The 26069-nt window shown below is 58.0% G+C and carries 21 protein-coding genes; 12 read left to right on the top strand and 9 right to left on the bottom strand.

Going from position 1 to position 26069, the window contains the following annotated elements:
• Positions 1-78: 78 nt before the first annotated feature.
• The gene (locus NVV72_10170; protein MCR6659681.1) at positions 79-2130 is read right to left on the bottom strand and encodes a hypothetical protein; all 2052 of its coding nucleotides are present in this window, start codon (positions 2128-2130) and stop codon (positions 79-81) included.
• Positions 2131-2940: 810 nt separating this feature from the next.
• The gene (locus NVV72_10165) at positions 2941-3237 is read right to left on the bottom strand and encodes a hypothetical protein (protein MCR6659680.1); all 297 of its coding nucleotides are present in this window, start codon (positions 3235-3237) and stop codon (positions 2941-2943) included.
• A 192-nt stretch (positions 3238-3429) separates the two neighbouring features.
• Here NVV72_10165 and NVV72_10160 point away from each other — a divergent pair, with 192 nt between their 5' ends.
• Genes NVV72_10160 through NVV72_10145 form a run of 4 tightly spaced genes read left to right on the top strand, consistent with a single transcriptional unit; the run spans position 3430 to position 5527 of the window.
• Positions 3430-3684: a hypothetical protein gene (locus NVV72_10160; GenBank protein MCR6659679.1), complete on the top strand. Its 255-nt coding sequence runs from the start codon at positions 3430-3432 to the stop codon at positions 3682-3684.
• A gap of 9 nt (positions 3685-3693) precedes the next feature.
• The gene (locus NVV72_10155) at positions 3694-4236 is read left to right on the top strand and encodes an SDR family NAD(P)-dependent oxidoreductase (protein MCR6659678.1); all 543 of its coding nucleotides are present in this window, start codon (positions 3694-3696) and stop codon (positions 4234-4236) included.
• Complete coding sequence (locus NVV72_10150) at positions 4230-4667, top strand: hypothetical protein (protein ID MCR6659677.1); 438 nt, start codon at positions 4230-4232, stop codon at positions 4665-4667. The genes NVV72_10155 and NVV72_10150 overlap by 7 nt, the downstream gene beginning before the upstream one ends.
• Positions 4667-5527 (top strand): DMT family transporter, encoded by an 861-nt coding sequence (locus tag NVV72_10145; GenBank protein ID MCR6659676.1) that lies wholly within the window; start codon positions 4667-4669, stop codon positions 5525-5527. The genes NVV72_10150 and NVV72_10145 overlap by 1 nt, the downstream gene beginning before the upstream one ends.
• 70 nt (positions 5528-5597) lie before the next feature.
• Here NVV72_10145 and NVV72_10140 read toward each other — a convergent pair whose 3' ends face one another.
• A complete protein-coding gene (locus NVV72_10140) occupies positions 5598-6080 on the bottom strand; it encodes a hemerythrin domain-containing protein (GenBank protein MCR6659675.1) in 483 nt (160 codons plus the stop codon).
• 232 nt (positions 6081-6312) lie between these two features.
• On the opposite strand from NVV72_10140, the gene NVV72_10135 reads away from it, so the two are divergent.
• Positions 6313-7566 (top strand): alpha/beta hydrolase, encoded by a 1254-nt coding sequence (locus NVV72_10135; protein MCR6659674.1) that lies wholly within the window; start codon positions 6313-6315, stop codon positions 7564-7566.
• 31 nt (positions 7567-7597) lie between these two features.
• On the opposite strand, the gene NVV72_10130 is transcribed toward NVV72_10135, so the two are convergent.
• The 4 genes from NVV72_10130 to NVV72_10115 form a co-directional block, all read right to left on the bottom strand.
• The gene (locus NVV72_10130) at positions 7598-8068 is read right to left on the bottom strand and encodes a hypothetical protein (protein MCR6659673.1); all 471 of its coding nucleotides are present in this window, start codon (positions 8066-8068) and stop codon (positions 7598-7600) included.
• 47 nt (positions 8069-8115) lie between these two features.
• Entirely contained in the window at positions 8116-8601 is a 486-nt protein-coding gene (locus NVV72_10125) for a hypothetical protein (GenBank protein MCR6659672.1), read from the bottom strand.
• Positions 8602-8603: 2 nt separating this feature from the next.
• Positions 8604-8918 (bottom strand): hypothetical protein, encoded by a 315-nt coding sequence (locus tag NVV72_10120; GenBank protein MCR6659671.1) that lies wholly within the window; start codon positions 8916-8918, stop codon positions 8604-8606.
• A gap of 132 nt (positions 8919-9050) precedes the next feature.
• Positions 9051-9371, bottom strand: coding sequence for a hypothetical protein (locus NVV72_10115; protein MCR6659670.1), 321 nt, complete (start codon positions 9369-9371; stop codon positions 9051-9053).
• Here NVV72_10115 and NVV72_10110 point away from each other — a divergent pair.
• The 3 genes from NVV72_10110 to NVV72_10100 all read left to right on the top strand — a co-directional run bounded on the left by NVV72_10110 (position 9355) and on the right by NVV72_10100 (position 12168).
• Positions 9355-9903, top strand: a complete 549-nt coding sequence (locus NVV72_10110; protein MCR6659669.1) for a YqcI/YcgG family protein — start codon at positions 9355-9357, stop codon at positions 9901-9903. The genes NVV72_10115 and NVV72_10110 overlap by 17 nt on opposite strands.
• Before the next feature lie 785 nt (positions 9904-10688).
• Entirely contained in the window at positions 10689-11309 is a 621-nt protein-coding gene (locus tag NVV72_10105; GenBank protein ID MCR6659668.1) for a type IV toxin-antitoxin system AbiEi family antitoxin domain-containing protein, read from the top strand.
• Positions 11302-12168 (top strand): nucleotidyl transferase AbiEii/AbiGii toxin family protein, encoded by an 867-nt coding sequence (locus NVV72_10100; protein MCR6659667.1) that lies wholly within the window; start codon positions 11302-11304, stop codon positions 12166-12168. Before NVV72_10105 ends, NVV72_10100 begins: the two co-directional genes overlap by 8 nt.
• A gap of 108 nt (positions 12169-12276) precedes the next feature.
• On the opposite strand, the gene NVV72_10095 is transcribed toward NVV72_10100, so the two are convergent.
• Positions 12277-12906 (bottom strand): TetR/AcrR family transcriptional regulator, encoded by a 630-nt coding sequence (locus NVV72_10095; protein ID MCR6659666.1) that lies wholly within the window; start codon positions 12904-12906, stop codon positions 12277-12279.
• Positions 12907-13052: 146 nt separating this feature from the next.
• Between NVV72_10095 and NVV72_10090 the strand changes: the two genes are divergently transcribed.
• From NVV72_10090 to NVV72_10075, 4 genes are read left to right on the top strand one after another with little or no spacing between them, the layout of a single operon-like run.
• Entirely contained in the window at positions 13053-14087 is a 1035-nt protein-coding gene (locus tag NVV72_10090) for an efflux RND transporter periplasmic adaptor subunit (GenBank protein ID MCR6659665.1), read from the top strand.
• Positions 14084-17152 (top strand): efflux RND transporter permease subunit, encoded by a 3069-nt coding sequence (locus NVV72_10085; GenBank protein MCR6659664.1) that lies wholly within the window; start codon positions 14084-14086, stop codon positions 17150-17152. The genes NVV72_10090 and NVV72_10085 overlap by 4 nt, the downstream gene beginning before the upstream one ends.
• Entirely contained in the window at positions 17145-18518 is a 1374-nt protein-coding gene (locus tag NVV72_10080; GenBank protein ID MCR6659663.1) for a TolC family protein, read from the top strand. Before NVV72_10085 ends, NVV72_10080 begins: the two co-directional genes overlap by 8 nt.
• 33 nt (positions 18519-18551) lie before the next feature.
• Positions 18552-19361 (top strand): oxidoreductase, encoded by an 810-nt coding sequence (locus NVV72_10075; GenBank protein MCR6659662.1) that lies wholly within the window; start codon positions 18552-18554, stop codon positions 19359-19361.
• A gap of 611 nt (positions 19362-19972) precedes the next feature.
• Here the strand turns inward: NVV72_10075 and NVV72_10070 are convergent.
• Entirely contained in the window at positions 19973-26065 is a 6093-nt protein-coding gene (locus NVV72_10070; protein ID MCR6659661.1) for a DEAD/DEAH box helicase, read from the bottom strand.
• Positions 26066-26069 lie beyond the last annotated feature (4 nt).

The raw sequence follows: 26069 nt of genomic DNA, 5'->3' as shown, positions 1-26069 counted from the left end.
CCTTTCATTGTGCGAACTATAGGTGTATCGGGCAGCCGTTGGAGCGGTCAAGCGGCGCTCTTCCAAACCGTCAACGCGCTACGACCAGGTCAAGACTAACCTGCCATCAGCGGGAACCTCATAGTCCCGGAAATCTTCGCCCCGCTCTCTCGCCGTAACCGTTCCCCCCGTGTCCTTATCCACAATATGGATACGCGGCAACCCGGCGCGGCCCTGTTGCAAGAGCCGGACGCGTCCCTTCATCGGGGCGGGCCCAAGCACGCGTATCTCGGCAGAACCGGCGTCGACGGGCGTCACGTCGATCGGATAGTCGGCGAAGATCGTGAACGGTGCGTCGCCGCATTTGTAGAATGCGCGCGACGCGAAGATAAATGCTCCGCCGCACCCGTATATCTCCTGCCCCACTTGCCCGGCGGGCTGGCCGTCACCGTAAAGATCCTCCAGCGGAAACGACAGCTTCCGATCGATATGTCCGTTGCGTATATTGTCCTTGGCGACGACCTCGTCAGGCAAAGCATCCGGATAGAAATACCAGGTGAAGTCGAGCGCATATCTTCGAAACTCACTAAGCAAGAGTTTGACTGCGGGCAAAATCTCTTCGCCGCCCACCCTTAGGTATTCGTCGAAAGCGGCAAACGCTTCGAAGCATTCATAGGCGGCCATGTATGGCGCGTCGTGAAGGCAGGTGACCCCGAAGAAGTTGGTGTACTTGCTGGCGAAGCCAATTTCTGAATCCCAGAGTTCGCAATTGTGCAGAAAGCTGGCGATAAATGCCAGGCTCTGGTCCATGTAGTCCGACGACTTATCCAGCACCCACAGCTTCAGACAGGCAACCGCGCCCCAAGCCGTCAAGTTGGTCTGATAGGCGAGCTCGAAGCGCTCGTTCTTGAGGGTGTGCAGCGCCGCCTTGGCCTCGTCGAGATACTGGTCTTCACCTGTAAGGTCCCAAGCCTGCAGCATGACATAAGCGTAGATGCCGCCGACGTCGGTCTGACCCAGCCCGTCGGGCTTTCGCGCGTCGGTGATCACCGATAAATCAGTGATGTCGTACTGGATCGGCCATTTGTATTTGAAATGCCTTGCCGCCTTGACCGCAAAGTCGAGGGAATCTCTGAAAATAGTCTCAGCCTTTTTGTCACCGCCCTTAGCCAGGCGGGCGAGATTCATTAGCGGATGGTAGAGGTACCAGGAATCGACGGCATTGGCATTCTTGTCGTCGCCGACATTCGGCAGGTATCGGCGAATCGTTTGAAGCTTGTCGTCGTAGAATCGGCCAATCCCCTCTTGCAGATTGTCACCGAGCGAGCCTTGCGGCCCCCAGTTCAATTCGTATTCCCGCAAAGTCGAGAGCACCGTCATCTGCACCATGCTGTCCGGATATTCGGCGGCCACATAGGGATGGAGATAGGTATGGCCGTAATGCTTGACGGTCGCGTCCGGTGAAGTCTCGAGGTCTTTGACCGTCTGCTTTGCCCGTTCCCGCCAATCGTGAAATTTGGGCTCAGGCCGGCTCAGGTACGGATATACGGTCGCCAGCATCTCAATGAACTTGCGCGCACTGTCGATCTCTGAGTCGGCGCAACCGGTGCTGAAGGTCAGCAGGGCGTCGGACACGACGACTTCCTGACCCTTTTTCAGAGGATGAACCGGCGGATTGTTGGCCATGGGGCCCGTCGGCGGCTGATAGCCTAATTCAGGCCATTCACCGCCTACGACGCCATCGGGTTTGGTTTTGGTCTGCAGGTAATACGGATTGAGCGCGGTAAGATTCTGCGCGTATAGAACGTTACCGAATAGAGGCTCCTCCAGACAGAAATAACAGACGCCGCCGTTTACGCCGCGTTGCGCCGCTTCGACGCGGCCGCGCGCCAGTAAGGGGTTATCCTCCTTATCGAGCACGAACACATCACGCGGCCAAAAATTGAGCAGAAGATCGACGGCCGGCACCAGGGTCACCTTTATCTGCAGCACGCGGTCGTCGTGAAAGCTTAGCTCAATCGTCCATTTGCCGACACTGGCTTCGTTTTCCCAGAGCGCGTTGATATTTGTTTTTTCGATAAGCTTTAGATCATACGGCCCCGGCCATGGATTGGTGCGCAGCGCAATCGCACCCTCGCCGGGTCTGCGCACAACAATCCATAATGTGTCCCGGCCGGGGAGGCCTCGACGGTCAAATCACCAAGTTGAAAGGTCTCCAGGACGGGAAGCGTCTCGGAAAAATCCTTTTTAACGGCCATTGTCTCCGAGGTGAAACCGGGATGATCTGGCCTGGCATTCAAATCGCTCGCCATAGGTATGTCCTTTGCAAGTTAGGCAGCTAAGGGCCTTGGGGTGGTCGCAGCGTATTGATTAAACTGACCGCTAAGACGTGGGTTTGTAAGGACGGCCAGCTGGTCTCGTTCCACAACTGACGAAACGCCAATAAATTCGGAATGAGTGTCTTCGTACGGCCTGTAAAATCCTGATAAACAGACCAGGGCGCGTCTCTGGCATCACAAGCGCGTCACTTTTCCTCGACACGTCCTTGCGGCTATGGGCAACAAAGGGCATGGCAACGCCAGTCGGATCGATCGTAATGTCGAACGCGTTGCAAGGCGGGTCGTCGGCACCGTTCAAGGACGGCGCGAAGTTATAGCCCTTCGAGCGGCATATAGCTTCGTAACGGCGGAACTCGCGGAGGAATTCGGATACGGTACCATACTGTTCAACGACGAAAGTATAGACACCGGGTACGCCGGCAGAGATCGCCCTGTCAGCGTCGTCTTTCGTCATGTCGTTGGCTCGCCTTGAGCTGTGTTGCCGGAAGCCGGTAGGGCTTAGGCTGCAACGACAAGGTCATGGAGGGCATAAGGAAGCGATGCCGTTAGAACAGAAGGCATCAGCCCCTTACAAGCCCGGACTGTCAAAAGCCTGCTGGCTCAGCGCGCCCAAGAGCCTTGTTCAGAGGACGTCTCCGCCCGGATCAACAGGCGTAGTGCCATTGGCAACCGCAGGCCCGTCTTGCGTTCCCGCCGTTTCGCTTATTGTATCGACATCGAGGTTATCTTCCTCGAGCTCAGCCGGAAGCGTGCCGTCCGTTCCGTCTTCATCAGAGTCGATGTCGCCAGGATTCGTCCCGACGATGCCGACCGTTCCGGTGTCGCCATCCAATGGAAAGGCGCCATCCGACGGAGCGGCAAACGCGGTTGACGGTCCGTTACCTGTGGTATCGTCGAACGTCTCTGTTTCCGATGACATGATAAGCTCCATTTGAGATGAGGTTTCAAGGTACGCGGCCGGATATAAGTTCGCGCTCGTGTCGTGTGCGGCAGTCGTAAAGAGGCGATGCGGCACGCCGCGGGACTTAGCTGCCGCTTACTGTCCGCCATGCAACCGGCATGACAAACTTACAACGGCCTCGCTAAGATTTTCCGAAACGGAGATCCTTATATGACAACGATCAAAAGCGACCCGGCGGCGGCTGACGGGGGACAGACCTACCTGTCGTGGAGCCTCAGTCCGGACAGCCTTGAAAAGCACGAAACGGAACTGCTTCAGGCCCTCGGCGCCGCGCTCCTCACTCGCTGGTTCGAGTTGCCGCGCGATGTGCAGGAAAGCCTGTTCAACGCGGCCTCCGCAACACCCCACAATGCGGACGATCTTAGAGTCAGCCTTGCCCGTTTCCTTCATGACCATGCCAAATAAGGACCGACAATGAGCCAGATGCCGAAGCCCTTAAGCCGGGCGCACCGTGAAGCCGTAGCCGGCAAGACTTACGTATTGTTGGGCGCGTCGAGCGGTCTCGGCAGAGGCGTTACCTTGAAGCTGGCCACGGCTGGGGTAAACCTCGTCATTGCCGCACGGCGCACCGAAGCGCTGAACGACGTGGCGCGACAGGCGACGGAAGCTGGCAGCCAGGTGTCCGTGGTCACAACCGACATCAGCCAGCCCAAGGATGTGCAATATCTGTCGGAAGAAGCCGTCCGCCAATTCGGCACGGTCGATGTCTGGATTAACTTTGTTGGCGTCGGCGCGATCGGTCCGTTCTGGGACATTCCCATCGAAGACCACGCCCGGCTGATCGACGTTAATCTCAAAGGGATCATTTTCGGCAGCCATGCCGCGCTTAAGCTCTTCCGCTCGCAAGGGTACGGCACCCTCGTCAATCTGGGTTCAATCGATAGCGAAGTCCCCCTTGCCTACCAGGGCTCATACTCGGCGTCGAAAGCCGGAGTGCTGAGCCTGGACGCGTGCTAAACGAAGAGCTGCGGCTCGCGGATCTGTGGGAGACGATCAAGGTCTCGACGATCATGCCGTGGGCAGTCGATACGCCGTGGTGGGGACACGCCGCCAACTATAGCGGTGGCACGCCCCGGATGGGCATGATGGACGATCCCGATCCGGTCGTCGATGCCATCATCCACGCCACCCTGCATCCGGATGAAGAGAAGCCCGTCGGCTGGAAGGCCAAGGCGTCCGACCTGTCCCATCACCTGATGCCCGACGCGACCGAAAGCTTTTCCGCCAACCTGGCGCAAAAATATCAAATCAATGAGGCCCCCGCGTCGCCGCACACCACCGGTTCCATTTATGAGCCGATGCTGTCAGGCCAAGGCATCGATGACGGCGTGAGGGATCGGATGAAGCGTGAGAATGAGGCGCGAAAATCTCTGAGGACCGGGCATTAGTGGATAAAGCCATCCTTTTCGGCGTTGCATCCGCGCTGCTCTATGGTGTGACCGATTTCGTCGCACGCTTTGCTAACAAATCCAGCGGGGTTCTGGCCACGATGCTGTGGGGACAGGGCTTTCTGTCCGCGGTCTTGACGATCGCTGTTGTGGCCACCCACAAATTCCCCGACGGCGCAACTTTGGACTGGCTATTGTTGATGGCCTCCAATCTGGCGGTCGTCGCCGGTACAGGGTGTCTCTACTATGGCCTGGCCATTGGCCGCATAACGGTCGTCTCTCCCGTAATGGCGTGTTACGGCGCCGTCAGCGCGCTGCTAGCGATCGCAACCGGCGAGCCCATGACGATCGGTGTCGGGGCGGGACTGCTGCTGGCGGTGATCGGCGCCATACTGGCCGCCAGATCGGGTGAACGCGCGACCAAGGCCGCAAAGACGTCAGGCTGGCTTCCGGCATCGGGCGCCGCCTTGCTTTACGGCGTCGGGTTCTGGCTGCAGGGGAAATACAGTATTCCGGTCTTTGGTCCCCTGGCGGCACTCTGGGTCTATTATCTCTCGGCAACGGCCATTGTCGCCGTGATCTGCCTCCTGAGACGGGAAAACGTCAGACCTGGGAATCTGAAGAATATTAGCCTGATCCTCGGCACGGCCATATTAGCCGGCGGCGGTTACGCGGCGCTTGTCGCTGGCCAAACCACCGGCTCGATTGCCGTTGTCACAGCGCTGAGTGCAGCATCGACGGCGATTACGGTCGTGCTCGCCTTCCTATTTCTCAAGGCCAAGCCGGGAATGGGGGGATGGTTGGGCGTAGCCGGTGTCGCCATCGGTATTGCCCTCGTGCACCTTTCAGGCGGTAGTTGAGATCAAGCTGACAGGACATAAAAAAGCCGCCACGGACCTGTGGCGGCTTTTTTATGGATGAGTTTATAGCTCAGGCGACGGGAGCAAGCGTCGGATCGACCGCGGCCATGTCCTTTTTCGCCTGCTTTTTCAGGGCATCCATATCCTTAGCCAACTGAACGGCCTCATCCTGGCTAAGGTACTTCTTGGCCTTCTCGAAGATGTCGCCTTCTTCTTCCTCGACGTGGTGCGCGACTGAGTGTTTGAATTCGCCGAACGTCTCGATCCACAGCTCTTCGGTCAGCGGCGTATCGGTCAGCTTGGCAAGATATTCGCGGATCTCATCGTGTTCTTCGTTGGCATGCTCCACCTTTTCCTCGACTGCTTTGCTGCGGGTTGCATCTTCGATCGCCTTGTAGAAGGTTTGCTCTTCCGTGTCGGCATGAAGGGTCAGCTCCAGCTTGATGGTCTCGAACAAGGACTGGCGTTCCGTCAGATCCTTGGTCGCAACGACCTGTTCCATCAGGTCGGCAACCTTGTCGTGGTCCTTTTTCAGGTATTTGTAGATATCCATGATCGTCCCTCGTGCATTAAGCGGTGAATGTTGCCCTAAGTGTGACGGAGCCCGCGTAAGGTTGATATGGCGCGCACCCGGTACAAACAATAATGAGTCGATAAGTTGTTGTTGTTGTTGTTGTTGTTGCGTTTTATTCGCAGAACGATGTTTTCGCAATCGGGATAAAGCTTTCGCATTTGCGATCGTCAGGCGGTCCCACGTGTCGCAGGGCGATATGTAACCAATTCGGATGGCCTCATTACGTATCGAAGATGATCACCCACTGAATACTTACGCGAGCATGCTTAAGCCGGTCTCAGGTCAAAGGACCGAAGCCTGGAGCGCCAGGACCCCTACCCATCAAGAAGGTCTTCGCATTCCCCTTATTCTTATCGTTCGGTTTTTCACATCCGCCCTATCCCTCTTCATCCTGGCGGCAGCGGGCTATCTCGTCTGGACATGGCATGACGGCGAGTGGCAGCGCACAGCGGACGGGCTCATCCATATCCGCGAAAACTGGCGGCTATGGACCGCGATCGGACTCCTGGCCTGGTCGGCGCTTGGCGGCGTGGTCCTGAAGCCGCTACTCGCCAAACCGGACAACGACCCGCTTGATACCACGCGCGGCGACGGCGAAATTATCCCGGGCGCCAATGGTGCTAAATTGTACGTCGAGCGCATGGGCAGGCCGGATGCGCCTTGCCTCATCCTCACCCATGGCTGGGGCATGGACAGTACCATATGGGGCTACAGCAAACGCGATCTGTCGAAGTCGTTCCAGGTCATCGTCTGGGACCTGCCAGGTACGGGCAAGTCTCATCCTGGTCAAAAGGGCGTCCATCTGTCGGAATTTGCCGACAATCTGGCGGCGGTCATCGCCTGGTCCAACCGCGACAGGGTGGTTCTGGTCGGTCACAGCATCGGCGGGATGACGACACAGACCTTCGCCCGCGATTATCCAGCCGTGTATGACAAGCACGTTGCCGGCGTTGTCCTGGTCAACACGACCAACAACAATCCGCTCCATGCCATGATCCTCGACCCCCTCGCTGTCGCTTTGCGGTTTCCACTCATCGAGCCGATGATGCTCATGACCAAACTCCTCAGTCCTCTGGCCTGGCTGAGCGCGTGGCAGAGCTATTTCAGCGGGTCTGCGCACCTCGCCAACCGGATCGCATTCGGTAAATTCGTGACCCGCAGCCAACTGGCGCACACGACCTTGCTGAGCACGCGCAACGCGCCAGGACACCAGGCGCAAGGTAACCTGTCCATGTTCCGCTGGGATGCCACCGGCGCCCTCGGCGCACACGAGGCTCCCGTCCTTATTCTCGCCGGAAGTATTGACATCATCACGCGTGCGAAAAAGAGCTACGAGCTCGCCGCCCAGACACCGAGCGCCGTCGTGCATGAAATAGAGGGCGCGAACCACATGGGTTTTCTCGAGCAGCACCAGATCTACAATGCGGAAATCCACCTGTTCGCCACAGCTTTATTCGCAGAATAACGCCTCGGTGCACTGCCGCGGACTGGGAGTTTCAGGGCGCGTTACACGCGGCCAGGCGCCGCTGAAGGTCTGCCAGCTGCGTCCAGTCATGGGCGCTTAGCAGATGAACGAGACCGATGACCGTGATACTCGTCCCGTCGATCGTAGCGCGCCGTCCCCACTGGTCATCCGTCAGATCCGCCAGGATGCTGAGTGTCCGCTTTCGCGCCGCCTCGAACGACGGGACGACGTCTTCGGTGGCGTCCGCAGTCTCGCCCGCTTCGAGCTCCACTTCGGGCGTCATGTTCAGTGTGGGGTCGTCGTTCTCGAGCATTGCGCGGAGTTTCGTGTGAAACACATGGGTTTCAAAGGCGAGAATGTCCCGGACAAAAATGTCGCCCGCGGCCGCGTCACAGCCGGCGATGGGGCCCTCGAACGTGTTTTTGTTTTCCGGGAACGCGCGCAGATGCGCGTTCAGGAGCGCCGGAAAATCGGCAAGCGCCGTGAAGGTAACTATGTGCATGGTGTCGTTTTTGGTCAGGGTAGGGAGTGGCTTCGCTGCCCGCGGGATTAACGGCCGTTCTTGGCAAGGTCACGAGACTGCTGTTGTTCATCGTGACCTGTCGGCCCGTTCACCACATCACCCGGCTTCGGATATCGGGCCTGGGCGCCGTGATGCCCCGACTTTGTTTTTCCATTTGCGATATCCGCATTGGCCTCATGGTTCTCATCATAACGCGCGGTGCGCAGTGGCGAAGCGCCATATTGCGCATCGCCATCCAATGCCGGGTCGCCACCTTGATGGACGCGGTTGTCCGGCGTCGATGCTGGCGGCGTCACGCCGTAACCGCCCTCTTGGCTAGGCCCTGCGTCAGGGGCATCAGAAAGCCACTCCTGCCCCGTACTACCGGGCGCCTTGGGCACGGCCTTCACCTGGTCAGGTTCGCTGATGGACTGGTTCATGGCCTGCCCTTGCGGCGTAATAGACGGCACGCGGTCGCCCCCTTGGAAGGCGGCGGCCTCGGGAGAATGCTCTACAGTCTGACGGTCGTCCATAATCAACTCCTGGAATCACGTGTGAGGAACCAAGCGGCGCCGATGATGGCGAGCCCCATGGCTACGGGTAAGCCTGGCGCCGTTTTATGGCGCAGTGACCGCTCAAGACGGTGGCCCGACGTGACAATTCGCTTGGAAGCACGACGCGCACGCTGCTCAAGCTCGGCTTCGGCCAGGCGTTTCCGGCGATCAACGTCGCGGAGAGCGCGATCGATTTCATTGCGCACAAACTGGGTAAGGCGCTCCTCCGTCGTCAAAGCCGCCTCGTCATGCGCGTCTGGCTCGTCGTGTGAGATGTGTTTAACAGCTAATGGCATATGGGCTCCCCTTTTCCCGGCGACATTAGTGCGGCTCGGATTCAAATGCAGCGCGCTTCAGGGCCCGAAATTGTAATGAAGGCATTTATATCTCGGCATAATGCGCCTGCCGTGACCACCGCCTCTCCCTACCTAAAGGGCGGCACGAGGTCTGGGCATTATCAGTTTCAGCCGATCGTCCGTGTTGATCAGGCCTTCCCGCTCGACAAGCGCCAGAACGCCACGCCGATGCATTGCCGCCTTGACGAACCCACCGGCAAGTTCCGGATGACCAAATTCCTGTGCAATGACCTTGCCGGGGTATTTGCACGGCACGTTTTCTTCGGTGATGAACAGGGTCGCGCCGGACGGAAACAAAATTCGGGTCGACGGCGGAAGCGCACTGAGGTTGGCAATATTTTTCGTCGCGAGATTGGCGCCGAGCCATGAAGGATAAATGCGCGCCACGCCCATGGCCGCTGCCACCGCCGCACAGTCCTCAACAGACACGATCGATATCTGCCGCGTGTTGGCGATTGAGCGCCTAACCGAGGATCAATTTGAAGCCGCCATGTGGCGCCGTATTCAAGCCCTTGAAACCCTGGACGCGAAGGCTGGTCACAGCTACGATCCCCGCGTCAGTCCGGACGTAGCCGACAAGAATTTCTCGCTTAGCTTTGCCGGCGAGGCCTTCTTTGTTGTAGGGCTGCATCCGTCTGCCAGCCGACCGGCCCGCCAGTTTGACGTGCCCGTCATGGTCTTCAACGCCCACGACCAGTTTGAAGCGTTACCCTTCGGCGCCTTCGTCAACAAGGGGCTCACACTGAAATCCGGCCAGACCCACGTGCATCGTTATCTTCCGATTTTGCTGGAGAAGATCGAAAAGGGCGAAATCGATCCAAGCTTCGTCATTACACATCGCGGCTCGCTGGACGACGCGCCGGACCTCTACAAAACCTTCCGCGACAAGAAGGATGGCTGCATCAAATGCGTGATGACGCCGTAACGCGATAGTTGCCGAACCAGATCGTAGCTTGATAAATGAGAGGCAATCCACGAGCGCTTATTTGATGGAAATTTTGTACGTCAAGATCAGGAGCCGGCAATTGCTCTATGCGGTCTCGATAATGCAGAAGGCCGTCGCCCGCTTGACCAAGTGGGTTTTGATTTTATCGTCGAGGCGGGCTTGGGCCGGGGCTATCGCGATTTCCGCACAATGCGTTTGCATTGCCTGCCGGGTGCGCGACCAAGTGCTGAAATGTGGAAATCGACGACAGCACAAGAGTCAGTAGAAGACCGACCAGCCTACAAAAGGCTTCTATCGGACGGAAGCATTGACCGCTGTGGTATGACATTACTAGCTGGAAAGGCGGTCGGCGCACCTTTTGTCGGCGCGGTTGCTGCAACGTTAGCCATCTCGGAAATTCTTCGCCTCCTACACGGCGGGCCCGTTTGTCAGCTCATTGACCTGAATCTTCTTAGTGTCGATCACAGATCTATCGTACCTCATCCCTCAAAGTTCAGTGGATTTAATCCTGGGTTCGCCTTAGCCGCTAAATAATGGGTACAGCCTTTCCAATATCGCACTGGATGGATGCGCCCGCAGGCGGTAACCGCCCCAGGAAAAGGCCTCTCAAATAGGCCTGATGGCCATTTTCGCGGCAGAGCATGAACCACCAGAGCTTACGACTAAGCCCATGCTGGCAGATCACCTTAGTTTTAGTGGACGCTTAACTTACCTCATGATACAAAACCTCCACCTAAATGAGGCTTAGTAGTAGGTTTTGTATCATGGAGCCCCTTACCCTTACGCAGCAGCAACGCCTGAATGCTATCGTCAAGGCCCATCCGCTTGTGCGCGCTCACGAGCTAAGGGCCCAGGGTATCACGGCTGCAACTATCTCACGCGCGGAAGCCAGTGGTCTTATAAGCCGGGTCTCGCGCGGCCTGTACCAAAGCCTTGATGGCGAGGCAGATACTGATCAGTCGCTCGCCGAAATTGCCAAGCAAATACCCAATGGCATTATCTGCATGACGTCTGCACTGGCCTTTCATGGCCTAACAGACCAGATGCCCCGCAGAATATGGGTCGCCATTGCCAAGGACACATGGGCACCGAGCGTAAGTTATCCCCCAATACGTCTGATCCGCTTCAAAGCCGCTTCATTTAGGGAAGGCGTGGAATACCACCTTATTTCAGGTGTTGACGTTCCGATCTACTCCGTAGCCAGAACACTGGCTGACGCATTTCGCAATCCCCGTCTGGTTGATAGATCTATTGCTATAGAAAGCCTGAAATCCGCGCTGAGCCAACGTAAGGCAACCCCGTCAGAGATTTACGAGGCTGCCAGGCATGGCGGCACGAGCAAGACGATAGCGCCTTATCTCGAAGCCCTTACATCCAATGGATAAGATCAAAACAAACAAGGCTGCCTCAGTAAAAGACAAGCTCCTGAGGCTCGCAAAAGCCCAGGGGCAACCATTCGACGTGATGCTGGTCAGATACGGCCTGGAGCGATTTCTTTATCGGCTTTCGATCTCAAAATATCGGGACCGATTTATCCTGAAGGGCGGCCTGCTTGTAACCCTTTGGGTCGATGACGCTATGCGCGTCACCAGAGACGTCGATCTGCTTGGTCAAGGCGACGATAATCCTGATCGCTTGAAGGAAACATTCGCTGAGATATTCTCGATTGAAGTTGACGACGGCCTGACATTTGACCCAGCGAGATTAATCGCCGAGGCGATCCGCGAGGAAGTTGAATATGGTGGCACGCGCCTTAAGACCGTAGCACTTCTTGAGAAGACTCGCATTTCGATCACTATCGACATTGGTTTTGGAGATGCGGTTGCGCCGGCGCCCATGGATATCGACTTCCCCAACCTGCTGGATAGGGAAGCATCCAGCATCAGAGCATATCCTCCCACGACGGTGATCGCCGAAAAATTCCAGGCCATGGTCAACCTCGGCCTCATTAACGGCCGAATGAAGGACTATTATGATATCTGGGCCATTCCTCAGAGCCTGAGCGTCAATCAGGATGCACTGGACGCAGCAATTGAAGCTACGTTCAGCCGTCGCGGCACAGCCGTACCAACTGAGACGCCTCCTGGCCTTTCAGACGCGATGTACACATCTCACGATAAACTTCGTCAATGGGAGGCCTACGCTCGCTCAATTGAGTTTGATGGTCCGCCATTCCAGGAAATCGTACAAGCAATTTGGGAACTGGTGGGCCCGGCGTGCGCACGCATCAATACCAGCGCCTGATCACGCTCAATAGTGCCATGTCTATCGCTCCGAGGGCCCTCGCTGTCTGACAACGGGGGAAGTTTCACATGGGTCAATTCTCAGTGGAAATCAACAACGACGGCTTTGTTACCTCCGATGAGCGGCAAGAAAAATGGCAACCGCGGACTGACAATATGAAGCTATCTCGTCTTCGCGCTCCGATATTTCCATGTCGAAATTAGCCGCCGCAAGCAGGTCCGAGCCCTGGAACAGCGCGGCAAAGAGGCGGGCCGACTGTTTCGGATCAGGAACAGATAAGGCCTGCCTGTCATGCAGATGACGCAGAAGTGCCTCTATCTGATTGATGAACCTCTGGGGTCCGGCTTCAAAATAGAGCCGGCTCAGTTGCGCCCGATTGGTATGGTCGGACACTATCATCGTTTCGACGCTTCTTACGTCCGCGCTGAGCAGCAGGCGCAACAGGCTGGTGCCAACCGCTAAAAGCTGATCCTCGGCCGTGCCTTCAACGCCGTCGAACAGGGATTTAGGTGCAAAGTCCTGGCACCGTCCCGCGATAATGGCGCTAAATAAGGCATCCTTGTTCTCGAAGTGTTTGTAAATGCTAAGCTTTGATATTTTCGCTTCGCGCGCCACCTTATCCATGGTCGTTGCCTGAAAACCCAGCTCACTAAACAGGGTGCAGGCGGCTTCGACAATTTTAGCGGACAAATCAGGATCGACCGGTCGGCCACGACGCACGGGGCTTTTTTCAGTCATGATAATAATGATACTTGACAGTATCCATATTTTGGCGCTTTACGATACTCATGAGTATCAAATACGCCACCCTCTGGATCAAAGTCAATATGTCCTTTCAATCAATCATAAACAAAGGCCCGGCGGTCGCTTCAATGGTGACAGCAATGGCCGCACTTGGGGCTTGCAACGCGACGCCGCCACCTGAAACGAATACGGCAGCCCGTGTTCTGACCTACAGCGTTGGCGCTTCACATGACGCTGGCACCGCCTATGCCGCTACGATCAGGGCCCGCGTTGAGCAAAATCTGGCGTTCCGAGTAGGCGGCAAGATCATTGAGCGCAAGGTCAATCTGGGTGAGCGGGTATCACCCGGACAGCTCCTTATGCGGCTTGATCCGACCGATTACAGCGATGGCGTATCGGCAGCCTCAGCCTCCGTCGCCGCCGCCCGAAGCGTCGCCGTCAGGGCCAATGCCAACTATGAACGCCTGAACAGTCTGGCCGCCAGTGGCTCGGCCTCCGTCGATATGATCGAGCAGGCGCGCGCCGCAAAGGATTCGGCGGATGCCAATCTGAAGGCGGCAGAAGCGCAGTTGGCCACGGTCAAAAATCAACGGGCCTACACGGAATTGCGCGCCGATGTCGCCGGTGTGATCGTCGAAATTCCCGGAGAAGCCGGACAAGTCACCGCCGCCGGACAACCAGTAATAAAAATTGCACAGGCCGGTGCGCCCGAAGCGGTGGTCGGGTTACCCGAAGCCGGTCATGCCATAGGCGAAACGGCACAAATCACGGTTTTCGGCGCATCTGGCGCGAACTATACCGGCCGCCTGCGTCAGGTATCCATGGCGGCCGATCCCTCTACACGCCTGTTTGAAGCCCGATATGTCCTTGATGCCTCCTTTACGGAGGCCCCACTGGGGTCAACGGTTCGCGTCACCCCAACAGGCGTAAAGGCGGCCGCTCCTGCCCTTGATGTACCGTTGTCGGCGCTGGTGGACAAAGGTCAGGGCACAAAGGTCTGGGTCATTGACGCCAAGGGTAAGGTCCACGCACGCCCCGTGACCGTGGCGCGGTTAAATGAGGAAACCGCCTCTATTGCCTCTGGTCTCAATCAGGGGGATGTCGTGGTTGCCGCCGGGGCGCAGTTACTCAACGAAGGTCAGGCCGTGCAGGCCATTCCGGGAGGCAAGCTGTGAACTTTCCCAACCTTTCCGCACTTGCGGTGCGTGAACGCGCCGTCACGCTGTTTCTTATTCTTGCGGTGCTGGCGGCGGGTACGTTCGCGTTCATAAAACTGGGGCGGGCCGAAGACCCGCGCTTTACAGTTAAGGTCATGACGGTGACCGCCGTATGGCCCGGTGCCACAGCCAAAGAGATGGACGAAAATGTCGGCGATATTCTGGAGAAACGCCTCCAGGAACTGCAATATTACGACCGGGTCGAGACGACTGCGCAACCCGGTGTCTTGCAGGCCAAGGTCATCCTTAAGGATTCGACGCCGCCGTCCGCCGTACCTGAACAATTCTATCAGGTGCGCAAAAAACTATCCGACGAAGCGCGAAACCTGCCCGGAGGCGTATACGGCCCCTTCTTTGACGACGAGTTCAGCGATGTCTATTTTTCTCTGTATGCCGTGCAGGCAAAAGGCCTGACGAACCGCGAGCTGGTGAAACAGGCGGAAACCCTGCGCCAGCATCTGCTTCAGGTTCCGGGCGTGCAAAAGGTCAGGATTTTGGGGGAACGCCCCCAGGCCATATTTGTAGAAATACCTCAGGCCAAACTGGCCACCCTTGGCGTCAATGCGCAGGACATCATGTCGGCGCTACGTGGCCGCAATGATGTCACGCCCGCCGGTTCGGTGGGGATAACGGGACCAAGGATACAGATACGGCTCGACTCCGGCCTGACATCGCTTGAGGACGTAAGAAACGTCACCCTCAGCGTGCGCGGGCAATTGCTGCGTCTGGGAGATTTCGCTGAAGTCCGCAGAGGCTATCAAGATCCGGCGACCTATGAAATCAATCATGCCGGTCAGCCGGCGGTCGTCCTCGGGCTGGTTATGGCCCCGCGCTACAATGGCCTGACCCTGGGCAAGGCGCTCGAAAAGGAAGAAGCGGGCATGCGCGCCCAGCTTCCTTTGGGCCTGAGCTTCACCAAAATATCGGATCAGGCGAAGGTGATCCACCACTCGGTCGATGAGTTCATGATGAAGTTCATGGTGGCTCTGGGGGTCGTGATGCTGGTGTCGTTGGTGGCACTCGGCTTCCGGGTCGGCCTTGTGGTGGCCGCGGCGGTGCCGCTGACGCTTGCTATAGTGTTCGTCATCATGCTGCTCACGGGCAGGGATTTCGACCGGATCACGCTCGGCGCGCTGATTATCTCTCTGGGCCTGCTGGTCGATGACGCCATCATTGCCATCGAGATGATGGTCGTAAAGCTCGAAGAAGGCTACGACCGCGTCAAGGCGGCAACCTACGCCTGGACCACGACCGCCGCCCCTATGCTGTCGGGGACGCTGGTCACCATACTCGGCTTCATTCCGGTCGGCTTTGCCCAGTCATCGGCTGGTGAATATGCGGGCAATATCTTTTGGGTCGTGGGCTTTGCCCTGATTGCCTCATGGGTCGTCGCCGTCACCTTCACCCCTTATCTGGGGGTTGTGATGCTGCCGGATATCAAGCCCAGGCCCGGCCATCATTCGATGTACGAAAGTAAAAACTATGCGGCGTTCCGCAAGCTGGTCAGACGAACCGTTGATCATCGCGTGCTGACGATAGCCATCACGGTCGGCCTTTTCCTGCTCTCAGGTGCCGGCATGATTGTGGTGAAGAAGCAGTTCTTCCCCAATTCCGACCGCACTGAGCTGACCGTTGAGGTCAAAATGCCGGTCGGCTCGGCCTTTGAGGCCACCAAGGCCGTGACGGCGCATATCGAAGCCGATGTCATGAAACAACCCGAAGTGACCGATGTTTCCGCTTATCTCGGACAGGGGGCGCCGCGCTTCTTCTTCTCCCTTAATCCCGAACTGCCTAACCCGGCCTACGCACAGGTCGTCATTCAGACAAAGGATGTCAAAGCGCGTAACGAACTTAAGGGCCGTATCCAGAACTGGGCCAAAGAGGGGCGCTACCCTCAGGCGCGCGTGCGGGTGACCCAGTTCCTGTTCGGCCCGCCCGTGCCCTATCCTGTGCTGTTCCGCGTTATCGGCCCTGATCAGGCGGGTATCATGAAGGTGGCCGAAGACGTTCGGAACGTCCTTCAGCAGGACCCCAATGTCCTCGATCCGCATCTCGACTGGGGTGAAAAAACACCGATCATGCGCTATGTCATCGATGATGCCCGTCTGGCGCAACTCAATCTGACCCGTCAGGCTGTCGATGCCCAGTTACAGGGTCTGGTGTCCGGTGCGCCCGCCACGCAAATGCGCGACGGCACCCGCACAGTGGATGTTATCCTGAAAACGCCTGCCGTGGAACGACGCTCACCCTCTGATATTGCCGGGATGACCGTCACCAATACACTGGGGCAGGCGATTCCCCTGAGCGCTGTCGTGCATCAGGTGCCTGATACGGAAAGCCAGCAGATCAAGCGCTATGACCGTGACCTCTACGTCAGTGTGCAAGGTGATGTCCGCGATGGCCTTCAGCCGCCTGATGTCACGGCCGAACTGCTGCCAAGGCTGGAAGCCATCAAGGCCGCCCTGCCCGCAGGCTACCGTATTGAGACCGGCGGTGCCGTCGAAGAAAGCGCCAAGGCCAATGTCGCCCTTGTCGCGGTTGTACCCGTCATGATCCTTCTGACGCTGGTTGTGCTGATGATACAGGTGCGTACCTTCTCCACCATGTGGATGGTCTTTGCGACGGCTCCCCTTGGCCTCGTCGGCGCGGTCCCGGCCATGTTGCTGTTCAACCAGCCCTTTGGCTTCAATGCCATCCTCGCGCTGGTCGGTCTGTCGGGCATACTGATGCGCAACACGCTCATCCTTGTGCAGCAGATAAGCGACAACATAAGGGACGGTGCGACCGACTATGACGCGATTGTCGAGGCCACGGTCAGACGGGCTAGGCCGGTCATACTGACGGCAGCGGCGGCGATGCTGGCCTTCATTCCCCTGACTCAGTCCGTGTTCTGGGGGGCTCTGGCCTTCGTCCTGATCGGCGGCGTCGGTGTGGGCACCATCCTCACACTGGTCTTCCTGCCCGCCCTCTATTCGTTCTGGTTTAATGTCCGCAAGCCGCAAGGTGATCTGAAAAATGCGTAATTACCTTATGCTTGTGCCCGTGTTGGGCCTGCTGAGCGCCTGCTCGACACCCACCGCTCATCTGCCTTCGGCTCCGTTACCGGCCACATGGCCGGTAACTCGGGCGCCCGCCTATGGGAACCCCGCCTACGTAAACCCCACCTATGTAAACAAAGTGTGGTGGACCCAAGGCAGTGATGATGTCCTCCTGAATTTGCTGGCAACGGCTGATCAGCAAAGCCATGACATCAGGATGGCTACCGCTCGCCTTCAGGAGGCACGCGCCACCCATACCACAGTGAGATCACTGCTGTTTCCGGACATCGCCGCCGCCGGTGTGGTTCAGCGCGGGGATGTTGGCCTGACCTATGGCAATCGGACGATTGATATTGCCCAGGGCGAACTTAATGCCAGTTATGACCTTGATCTCTTCGGCGGCCTTAAAGCCCGATCCAAGGCCGCCAAAGCCAATGCCGCCAGCGTAGAGGCCTCACTGGAAGACGTCAAAGGCGCCGTTCGTCTTGAAGTCATTGCCACCTATATCGGCTTGCGTCAGTGCCAGCAAAATCTCGCCAGCCTTCAGGTGACCTCGGCGGCGGCACATGAGATTTCCGCCAGCGTGCGCGACCAGTGGCAGAAAGGGCTGATTACCGAGGGTCAATGGCACGCGGCGGATAATGAGACGCGGGCAGCGGACACCGGCATCAGTCGGTTCACCGACGCCTGCGAGCAATATATCAATGTGCTCAGCGTCCTGACGGGCGATGATGACATGAGCCTGCGGGCATCCTTGTCGAGTATAGGGAAAGTGCCGACATTGCGTCATGCCGAGGCGGTCAACACGCCACTGGCCATCTTGCGCGACCGCCCGGATATGCGCATGGCCGAATCCAACCTTACAGCGGCCCGCGCATCGACCCGCTCAGCCCAGGCCGCCCTGTTTCCCAATCTGTCGATTGGGGCCTTCTTCGGAAGTCAGGATACCAGCGTTGGCCCTTCGGTTGATGTGTGGAACACAGCCGCCACCGTTTACTGGCCCCTGCTCAATTTTGGTCGCATCAAGGGCCAGATTAACGCCGCATCGGCCAGAGAGGTTCAGGCCTATGAGGGCTATCGCCTGACAGCCATCGCCTCGCTTGCGGATGTGCGAACCAAATGGGTCGCCGCCGAACAGGCCGAACATCGTACCGCTCTGGCGGCGGCGGATCTGGAGGCCGCGGCGCGCCGCCACGATGAGGCGGATCGTCAGTACAGGGCAGGCCTGACACCCAGAACCGCGTGGCAAGCCTCCGCCATCCAGCTTGAGACTGCCCGCCGCGCCCTTATCGATGCCGAGGCGGACCGTTCAATGAAAGCGGCGGCGCTTTACCGGGCACAGGGTCTCTGACACCAAAAAATTGTTAAATTGAGGAGTATCTACATGTCCAAGGACAAGGTTATCGTCATTACAGGCGCATCGTCAGGAATCGGTGAAGCGACGGCGCGTCTCCTGGCCCAAAAAGGGTTTCGGGTATTTGCGGGCGCGCGCCGTGCGCCGCTCGCCCCCTTGGTTCCAAACCTTGAGTTTGGTGTGCTCGACGTCACCGATGACGCATCGGTGGCAGATTTTATCGATTGGGTCTTAGCCGAGGCGGGCAGGATAGACGTTCTGATCAACAATGCCGGGGTGTCTCTGGTTGGACCTGTTGAACAGACATCGATCAAGGAAGCTCAGGCACTATTCGATACGAATGTTTTTGGCCCGTTGCGGATGATGCGTGCCGTCCTCCCGTCCATGCGTCACGCCAGACAAGGGTTGATCATCAATCTCAGTTCCGTTTTGGGCTTCCTGCCGGCACCTTTTATGGGGCTTTATGCCAGTAGCAAGCACGCCTTGGAAGGCATGTCGGAATCTCTGGATCATGAGGTGCGTGAGTTCAATGTGAGGGTCGTTCTGGTCGAACCTTCCTTTACCAACACCAATCTGGACACGAATTCTGCTCAGGTAAGTGAGGGGTTTGGTGACTATGCAAGCCAGACCAGTGCAACAATGAAGGCTGTGATCGCGCAGATCAAGGCCGCACCGGCGCCTGTTTCAGTCGCTGAGAAAATCCTGACGGTGATCAATGGTCCGTATCAAATGCGCCAACCCGCCGACGGCAAGGCTAAGCTCTTAAGCCGGCTGCGCAGGTTCATGCCGGCGGGTGCCGTTGACAGCAGCCTGCGCAAGAGCTTCGGGTTCAAAAGTTAACGGCAGTTATGAGCGTGTCCCAAGCGTCGAAATGCGCAGGAACGGTTCCGGCAATGCCAGCTCAAGCCAACAAACAATTGGACGAATTGGCATTGCCACACAACCCATCGCACAAGTCGGCATTTCAATATTAAATTATTCGCAGCGGTGGCGTCGTGTGCACGCTTAAATACGCTCTGATATCAGCGACTTACTTTTCTTCACTGCACTCAAATTGCACCCGAAACATGATAAATATTTGAATTTATTCAGGATGCTGTCCAGTCCATCATGGGGGCGACAGAAAATTTATCTGGATTATCCAATTGATTTAATAGCACAATTTAAGTGATGGTCAAATTTGGCAAACTGATAACATAAAATGCGCAATATCCGAATTTAAATATCATGCAATATTTCAATGTGTTGTGGCTTTACGGGACGCGATGATTTTCCACCAGATATGCGAAAGCCAGCTTGCCGCTCAGTGAAGTACCGTATTGATGTCCTTCACCGAGCAGAAAAGCGAGGCATGACACCTCTGTTCAATCAGGCGCGCGGCAGGGATTTACGCGTCCAGTTGTGGCTGTCATGGCCTGGAAGGTGCGACAACGGACAGACGCCACGGTTCACTATTCCGCCACAGCCACGATGTAGGAAAGGCTGTGGCTCTGCCTCTGCACAAGTCCATTGACAGCGCTTAGCTCCACCGCCTGCGTGTCTGGATCTGCCGTAAAACGGAAGCGCTGATCGCTGCCGCGCGGCAAGGACCACGCGCCAAATCCCTGATCCATGACGATCTGCATCTCGCGCCCCTGCGCGGTTCGGAAAAGCATGTAACGGCCATGCGGGACTTTTTGCAGTTCAACCGTCAGATCGATACCCAGTCGCCGGGCATAAGCCATGAGCCCTTCCGCGGCAGCCTCGCCGTTGCTCCATGCATGGGTAATCAGCCAGGGGGAGCCGCGGTCACTCACGGGTACGTCGGTCTTAAGTATCACCGGGATCTTTGCCCCATTGATATCCTGCAAGGCCGCAACCGTATCCAGGAACAGCCGCCCGACCATGGGACTGCGGACGTAGGGATCGTAGTAGGTTAGTTGTGTGATATTGCCCACCACGTTCACTCCGCAGGCTTTAAACTGATCCAGCATATGTCGCGCCATGACCTTTCCCCAACGGTCGATCATCTGATCCAGTTCAGTGGTTATCGTTTTGAACCGGGCACCTGGCTTGGGCAGCAGTGTATCGAGTACAACAGGTATGACCTCTGCCTGTACGGCCAGGGTGCCGCAAATGACGGGCGCATTGGTCGCCTGCCCCCAATAGGCGCTGATTTCGACCGCCTGGGCCTCGCGGCAGGCCCAGACCTGGCGGCTGGAAGGCCCCTCCACCACAGCCAGTACCGCGATGCCCTCCAGTGGCGAAGGGCCTCTCGCCAGTGAGATGTTCGATCTGAGTACGAAATCCCTCAGTGTCATGCGACTGGCGACATCAAGGGACTTCAACCAATCGGGCGGCGCGACCAGGGTGACGGGATAGCCCCTGCGACTCCAGATTGCCAGATCGGATGCCGCCACCCACGCATTCAGTCCGGCCAGATCCGCGTCAGGTGGCAGGTAAACATAAAGACGCCGCGTCTGCGTCTCTGCCCTTAATGCGTGGTGGATTTCATTAAGAACGGATATCGACAACCGGGCATTCGGCACCAGACGGTCTTCCGGTGCCAATTCCGCCTTACGCAGCAGATAAGCCCGAAGGTAATCCAGAGCTTCGACGCGATCAAGCGCATCTTCACGATCCGGTGCATCCGAGGTCAGCACACAGGCGGCACACGCCTTTACACACCCAGGCGTCCGGCAGTCGAGGATATCTTCGCACCCCTTCAGAACGGATTCGAGATAGTCCTCGATTGATACGGCAAAGCCGGCGCCACCCGCCGCCTTATCGAACAACAGCAGCGAGGGAGAAACAGCGGCATAGGGCCCAGGCATCATGCGCGTGGCAAACCCCATCTCGTCGGCCTCGATACCTAATTGTCGCGCCAGGCTTTCACGCAAGGCGATAGCCAGTGCATTGGCCGCGCCTTCGCTCATTGTCCTGGCAAGCTGCAACTCGAGGACATCCGTGGTGATCTCATGTCCCAGCGCAATGTGACGTTTTATCTTCCAGGCATTATCATTGCCCTGGCAGCGATCGTGGCTTTCGGTGCGTCCCCAGCGCAGCGGCCTGTGCTCCAGCAAGGGCTGATGATCGCTGCCTTGCAGCGGCTCGGTTTCCGCCCGTCCGCAATGCAGGCAAAGGGCGTATTTATTCCCTTCCGGACCATGGTTGGCATAGAAGACGCGACCGATGCGCGACTGACGCATCCGCCCGGTATCCGGCCACGGCAGGGCCCGCCACGGCGCATCACGCGTGGACACTTCCGGAGGCTGCGCCGGAACATAACTGATCGTATCCGTGTCGGCATGGTAGTTTTCGCGTGGATCGACCGTAAATCCGGCTGGTTGCAAATACTCCGTCTGATCGAAATTTGCCGAACCACAGGCCGTGCAGCCCTCTGGAAAGCGTTTGGTTGAATCACTGGCGCCACAATCATTGCAGTGCCAGTGGATGCTGAGCGATTGCACCTCGCTCACCTTTTCCTCGGATGCCGGACGCTTCCAGTTGAGCGTAACGCCGGCGCTGCGATGTACCAATCCATCCAAAACGACTTCGGAACCCGGTGCGTAATCACGAATGGCCAGGTCGAGTGAGCGTTGCGGGCCCGCGGCGCGAAACGACCGTCTGCCATCGGCTGTCTCCGGCGAATGCGGCGGCCTTTTCGGGATGAAGGTCACGACGTGATTCGGAAAACCATGTCCGGGAAGAAAGCCGCGATCCGCCAGCGCGCTCAGCAGGAAGTCGTCGCAAAGCCGGTTCAACTCCACGCCCATGCGTGACTGTCTGGCCGCCCCGCCTTCTTCCCTGGCCAGATCCTGAAATCCTTGCCACTCAAAAACAAAGCGCGTCTCTACCTCATCGATAGCGGCTTTCGCATCGTCCAGAAGCCCGGTCTCGCCTTCGAGTACGGACCGCGCCACCAGCCCCTGGAGCGCCTCCCTATGAAGGTTGCGCGTATCCGGCAGCCCCAGCCACTCGCTGAAGCGGCCTACGGGACGCTCCTCCCGCTTCACCCGCGCCTCATCGATCTGCGGCGTGCAGCCCATGAAGGCCCCGATCTTCATGCGCAACGCATCCCCTGCCCGTTCAATCAGGAATGCGCGCAGCAGGTAAGCGTTGACATGTCTTTGCACGATTGGGCGGCTGGACAAGGCCACTTTCGGCGGGGCCATACCGCGATCCAGATACTTCAGGGGCGCTGAAAACGCTTCACGATCGAGCGGTCGATCCTTGCAATAGGTGAAAGCCAGAGACATGGCCTGCCCGCGACGACCGGCGCGGCCAACGCGCTGACGGTAGTTGGCGATCGAAGGCGGGACATTGGTCATCATCACGGTGGATACCGACCCGATGTCGACCCCCATTTCCATGGTCGTCGAACAGTTGAGTATATTGATCTGGCCATCCTTGAAGTCTTCTTCGTAACGGCGCAAAACCTTTGACGGCTGTTGCGCCGAATGCTCGGCCGAGCGGGCATATTGCGCAAAGTACGCCACACGGTCGGAAATATTGTTCCACTGTCCGCCCTCACGCAGTTTCTGCATAACGGCATTGGCAGACAACCAGTCGCGGATGGCGTCCGAAGCCTCGATTTCGTTGAACTGTCCCAGTTTCGGCATAGGGTGTGAAGGCATATCAACGGCCTGCACCTTGAGCTTTTCCACTTTCACATGCCCCTGGCCATAGGGCGTCAGGCCGAATGGCGCGACATCGAGCAGGCGTCGGGTTTCCGGGCAGATATAGGCTTTTGTGACCGGCGCAACAAAAGCCTTTGTGAAATCGAGTCCCCGGCGATCCGGATTGCTGCTAAGCAGCATGGAGATGCGATCCCACGCCGCACGCAGACAATCATCCAGATCATCACGGTCGCCCGTATTGGTCAGATCAAGCCCCAGTCCGCGCACCAGCATCGCCACGGGACCAGATCGGTTGCCTTTCTGGCCGTGAGCGACCGGCCAATTTATGCGCGAGGTGCCGTCAAAACTCTGTCCCGGCGGCAAAAGCCCTTTCAGATATCCGGGCCTTGGCGGTTGCCCCTGCCGCGGCAAAAGCCAGTTACGATGCACATCTGCGAAATCGACACAGCGGTTGTTTCGCACGAAATGAGTCACAATCGCGGAGAGATAATCTTTCCAATCCTGTAGCGACTTTCCATGTCTTAGGAAGACATCCGGCACATGGCCGCACTCATCGATGATCGGGAAACGCAGGCGCGCCAGCCCCAGGGTTTCCACGGAGTTGGCGTGACGGGGCCGGCGGGCCAGTTCTCGCAAGATGAGAAATTCGGCCAAACGACGCGGCTGGTTATAATCCGCCTCACGCCCGCCCCATACTTCTGCGATCCATTGGTGCGTCTCAATGCGCTCCGACAGCCTGTCTATCAAATCGTTCCAGGCTATCCCCTGAGTGTTCGCTTGCGTCAGACCAGCCAGCTTGCGCTGCAAGTCTTCGATCATCGCCAGCACCGGTGGAGGTGGCGCAGGCACCGTTGCCAAAGCCGCCAACTGGCTGCGTATGTTTTCAGCCTCCGGTTTACTCGACTGGGTTGCCGTGAGGGAATGCTGGACACTGTGATAGATGAAGGAACGCACAAAGTTTCGCTCGGCTTCGGCCTGTATCCGGGCCGACATGCGTGCGGTGCCCTGGCGGCTGTCGGTAAAGGACAACAAGCCGCGCCCGCCGTATGGCGCCGAGTTGTCCGTCACTTTCGGGGTCACACCGTCGAGCAGCAGCGGCGCGGCATTGCCGATCATGAAGGGCGCGCCGAAACGCAGAGGCCGGATAACGGCGCCGTTGCGGGGATTCGCCCCGCAGCATGGACAATGGACATCACCGTCGTTACGCAGTTCCACCCTGAAAGTCCGGATACCCTCACCCGCCTGACCGACAATACATCCGGTTGCCAGATCAATGTGCTCCATACGTGCTGCCGCGCTGGGCTTGGCGGACATAAGATAGTACTGACGCAAGGTGACCGGTTCATTCTCAGGTGCCTCATCCGGGGACGCTTCATCATCGTCCGCCTCATCAACATCACGGGCCGCCTCCGCCGCGAACTCGTCACGGCTCGCCGGGCGGCCGGGCGACACAAGCCGCCCCTGGCGACCTTCCACCGCCGTCAGCATGGGCGTACCGCAATCGATACAGCTCAATATCTCCAGAGCTGGCGACCGACAGTCGGGGCATTGATCAGCGCGTTCGCTGAACAGGCGACCAAACGGCCAATCAGGAATGGACGGCCCGCAATCCGGGTTCAGACAGGCCCATATCCCCGGCACCGAGCGTTCAAAGGCATGGATGCGCAGCGGCAATAATCGCTCGCTTTCACCCGTTACGGGATGGCTGCGCGCGGCGCGTGAAAGCTGCGCAATAAAATCCTCCGTCTCAGTGCCATAACGCCGGGCCAGGGGCTCAAATGCCGACAAAGGCCGCGCAGCCTTGAGCAACCCTTCGACCAAAGACCAGATATCGGGGTCACTCCCCAAGCCGTCATAAAGTGCCTGCGGCGTCCGGGATGCCAGGTCGGTCAGTCCTCCGGCCCCCAACGGACGACCAGGCAGTTGACGGCCACCCTCGATGACATGAACCTGATCGTCACCTATGCCGCCGATCTCCGCCAGAAACGCCTTCAGCCGCTGAAGCGTATCCGCGCCTTCCCCGATGGTGGCCGAGGTCGCCACGAAATGCACCTCCTCCGGCCTGACGTCAAACGCCAGCAGCACCCGACGCAACAGGAGCGCGATTTCAGCCGCCGCCGCCCCGACGAACGAGTGCGCCTCATCGAGCACAATCCATTTCAGCTTGCCCCTGGATTTTTCGATGATCGGCTGATCTTCGATGCGGGCCAGCATATATTCCAGCATAGTGATGTTGGTCACCAGTACCGGCGGTGGGGTTTCGCGCAGGATTTTGCGGTCGGGAACCCGCTCAGGCTCCGCCTGCAGGTTTGACCGACGCACATCGGCCTTCAGGTCATTGTCCATATCGCCATTGTACAGGGCATACCGCACCTTGCCATTCAGGGGTCGGGTCCATGCGGACAGACGCAGCCTCTGACTCTCGATCAGGGCATTGAGTGGATACAGCATCAGCGCCTGCACCCCCTCCAAAGGCGCATTCTGCGCCTGCGCCTGTCGCGTCAGGTCGCTGAGAATGGGAAACAGGAAGCACTCGGTCTTGCCCGAGCCGGTGCCGGACGTCACCAGTACGGACTGCGGCTTTTTGTGATCGCTTAATGTGCGCCAGGCTTCATATTGATGCCGGAAGGGTCGGCGTTGCCCCGGAAAGCGATATTCATCCTTTTCATCAAGACCCGATACGATCTCTACGAAACGCGGGTGGAGCACATCCGCCGGCACTTCGGCCAGTGTATTTTTCGCCGGTATGTAGGGATGCGCCGCCTCCAGGACCGGCTCCGACATCAGGCGGCCATGGGCGCCGCGAGCCCCTGAGAACAAGGCGCGCAACTCGGCCTTCAGACCGGCGTGGCTAAGGCCTGATTGCGCGATAATCGCTTCAGCCCCACGTTGATTGATGTCTTCAAGTGTCGAAAAAGGCGTCATCTGA

Source organism: Asticcacaulis sp., from assembly GCA_024707255.1.
Taxonomy (GTDB): Bacteria; Pseudomonadota; Alphaproteobacteria; order Caulobacterales; family Caulobacteraceae; genus Asticcacaulis.
Note: the sequence above shows the minus strand (reverse complement) of the source record. Positions and strands in the feature narration are given on the sequence as shown.

What these genes read in the sequence shown, in the direction of transcription:
- NVV72_10165 (MCR6659680.1), bottom strand. Translation starts at nt 3,237, where the DNA reads ATGTCATCGGAAACAGAGACGTTCGACGATACCACAGGTAACGGACCG.
- NVV72_10160 (MCR6659679.1), top strand. Translation starts at nt 3,430, where the DNA reads ATGACAACGATCAAAAGCGACCCGGCGGCGGCTGACGGGGGACAGACC.
- NVV72_10155 (MCR6659678.1), top strand. Translation starts at nt 3,694, where the DNA reads ATGAGCCAGATGCCGAAGCCCTTAAGCCGGGCGCACCGTGAAGCCGTA.
- NVV72_10140 (MCR6659675.1), bottom strand. Translation starts at nt 6,080, where the DNA reads ATGGATATCTACAAATACCTGAAAAAGGACCACGACAAGGTTGCCGAC.
- NVV72_10135 (MCR6659674.1), top strand. Translation starts at nt 6,313, where the DNA reads ATGGCCTCATTACGTATCGAAGATGATCACCCACTGAATACTTACGCG.
- NVV72_10130 (MCR6659673.1), bottom strand. Translation starts at nt 8,068, where the DNA reads ATGCACATAGTTACCTTCACGGCGCTTGCCGATTTTCCGGCGCTCCTG.
- NVV72_10125 (MCR6659672.1), bottom strand. Translation starts at nt 8,601, where the DNA reads ATGGACGACCGTCAGACTGTAGAGCATTCTCCCGAGGCCGCCGCCTTC.
- NVV72_10120 (MCR6659671.1), bottom strand. Translation starts at nt 8,918, where the DNA reads ATGCCATTAGCTGTTAAACACATCTCACACGACGAGCCAGACGCGCAT.
- NVV72_10110 (MCR6659669.1), top strand. Translation starts at nt 9,355, where the DNA reads ATGCGCGCCACGCCCATGGCCGCTGCCACCGCCGCACAGTCCTCAACA.
- NVV72_10115 (MCR6659670.1), bottom strand. Translation starts at nt 9,371, where the DNA reads ATGGGCGTGGCGCGCATTTATCCTTCATGGCTCGGCGCCAATCTCGCG.
- NVV72_10105 (MCR6659668.1), top strand. Translation starts at nt 10,689, where the DNA reads ATGGAGCCCCTTACCCTTACGCAGCAGCAACGCCTGAATGCTATCGTC.
- NVV72_10100 (MCR6659667.1), top strand. Translation starts at nt 11,302, where the DNA reads ATGGATAAGATCAAAACAAACAAGGCTGCCTCAGTAAAAGACAAGCTC.
- NVV72_10095 (MCR6659666.1), bottom strand. Translation starts at nt 12,906, where the DNA reads ATGACTGAAAAAAGCCCCGTGCGTCGTGGCCGACCGGTCGATCCTGAT.
- NVV72_10090 (MCR6659665.1), top strand. Translation starts at nt 13,053, where the DNA reads ATGGCCGCACTTGGGGCTTGCAACGCGACGCCGCCACCTGAAACGAAT.
- NVV72_10080 (MCR6659663.1), top strand. Translation starts at nt 17,145, where the DNA reads ATGCGTAATTACCTTATGCTTGTGCCCGTGTTGGGCCTGCTGAGCGCC.
- NVV72_10075 (MCR6659662.1), top strand. Translation starts at nt 18,552, where the DNA reads ATGTCCAAGGACAAGGTTATCGTCATTACAGGCGCATCGTCAGGAATC.
- NVV72_10070 (MCR6659661.1), bottom strand. Translation starts at nt 26,065, where the DNA reads ATGACGCCTTTTTCGACACTTGAAGACATCAATCAACGTGGGGCTGAA.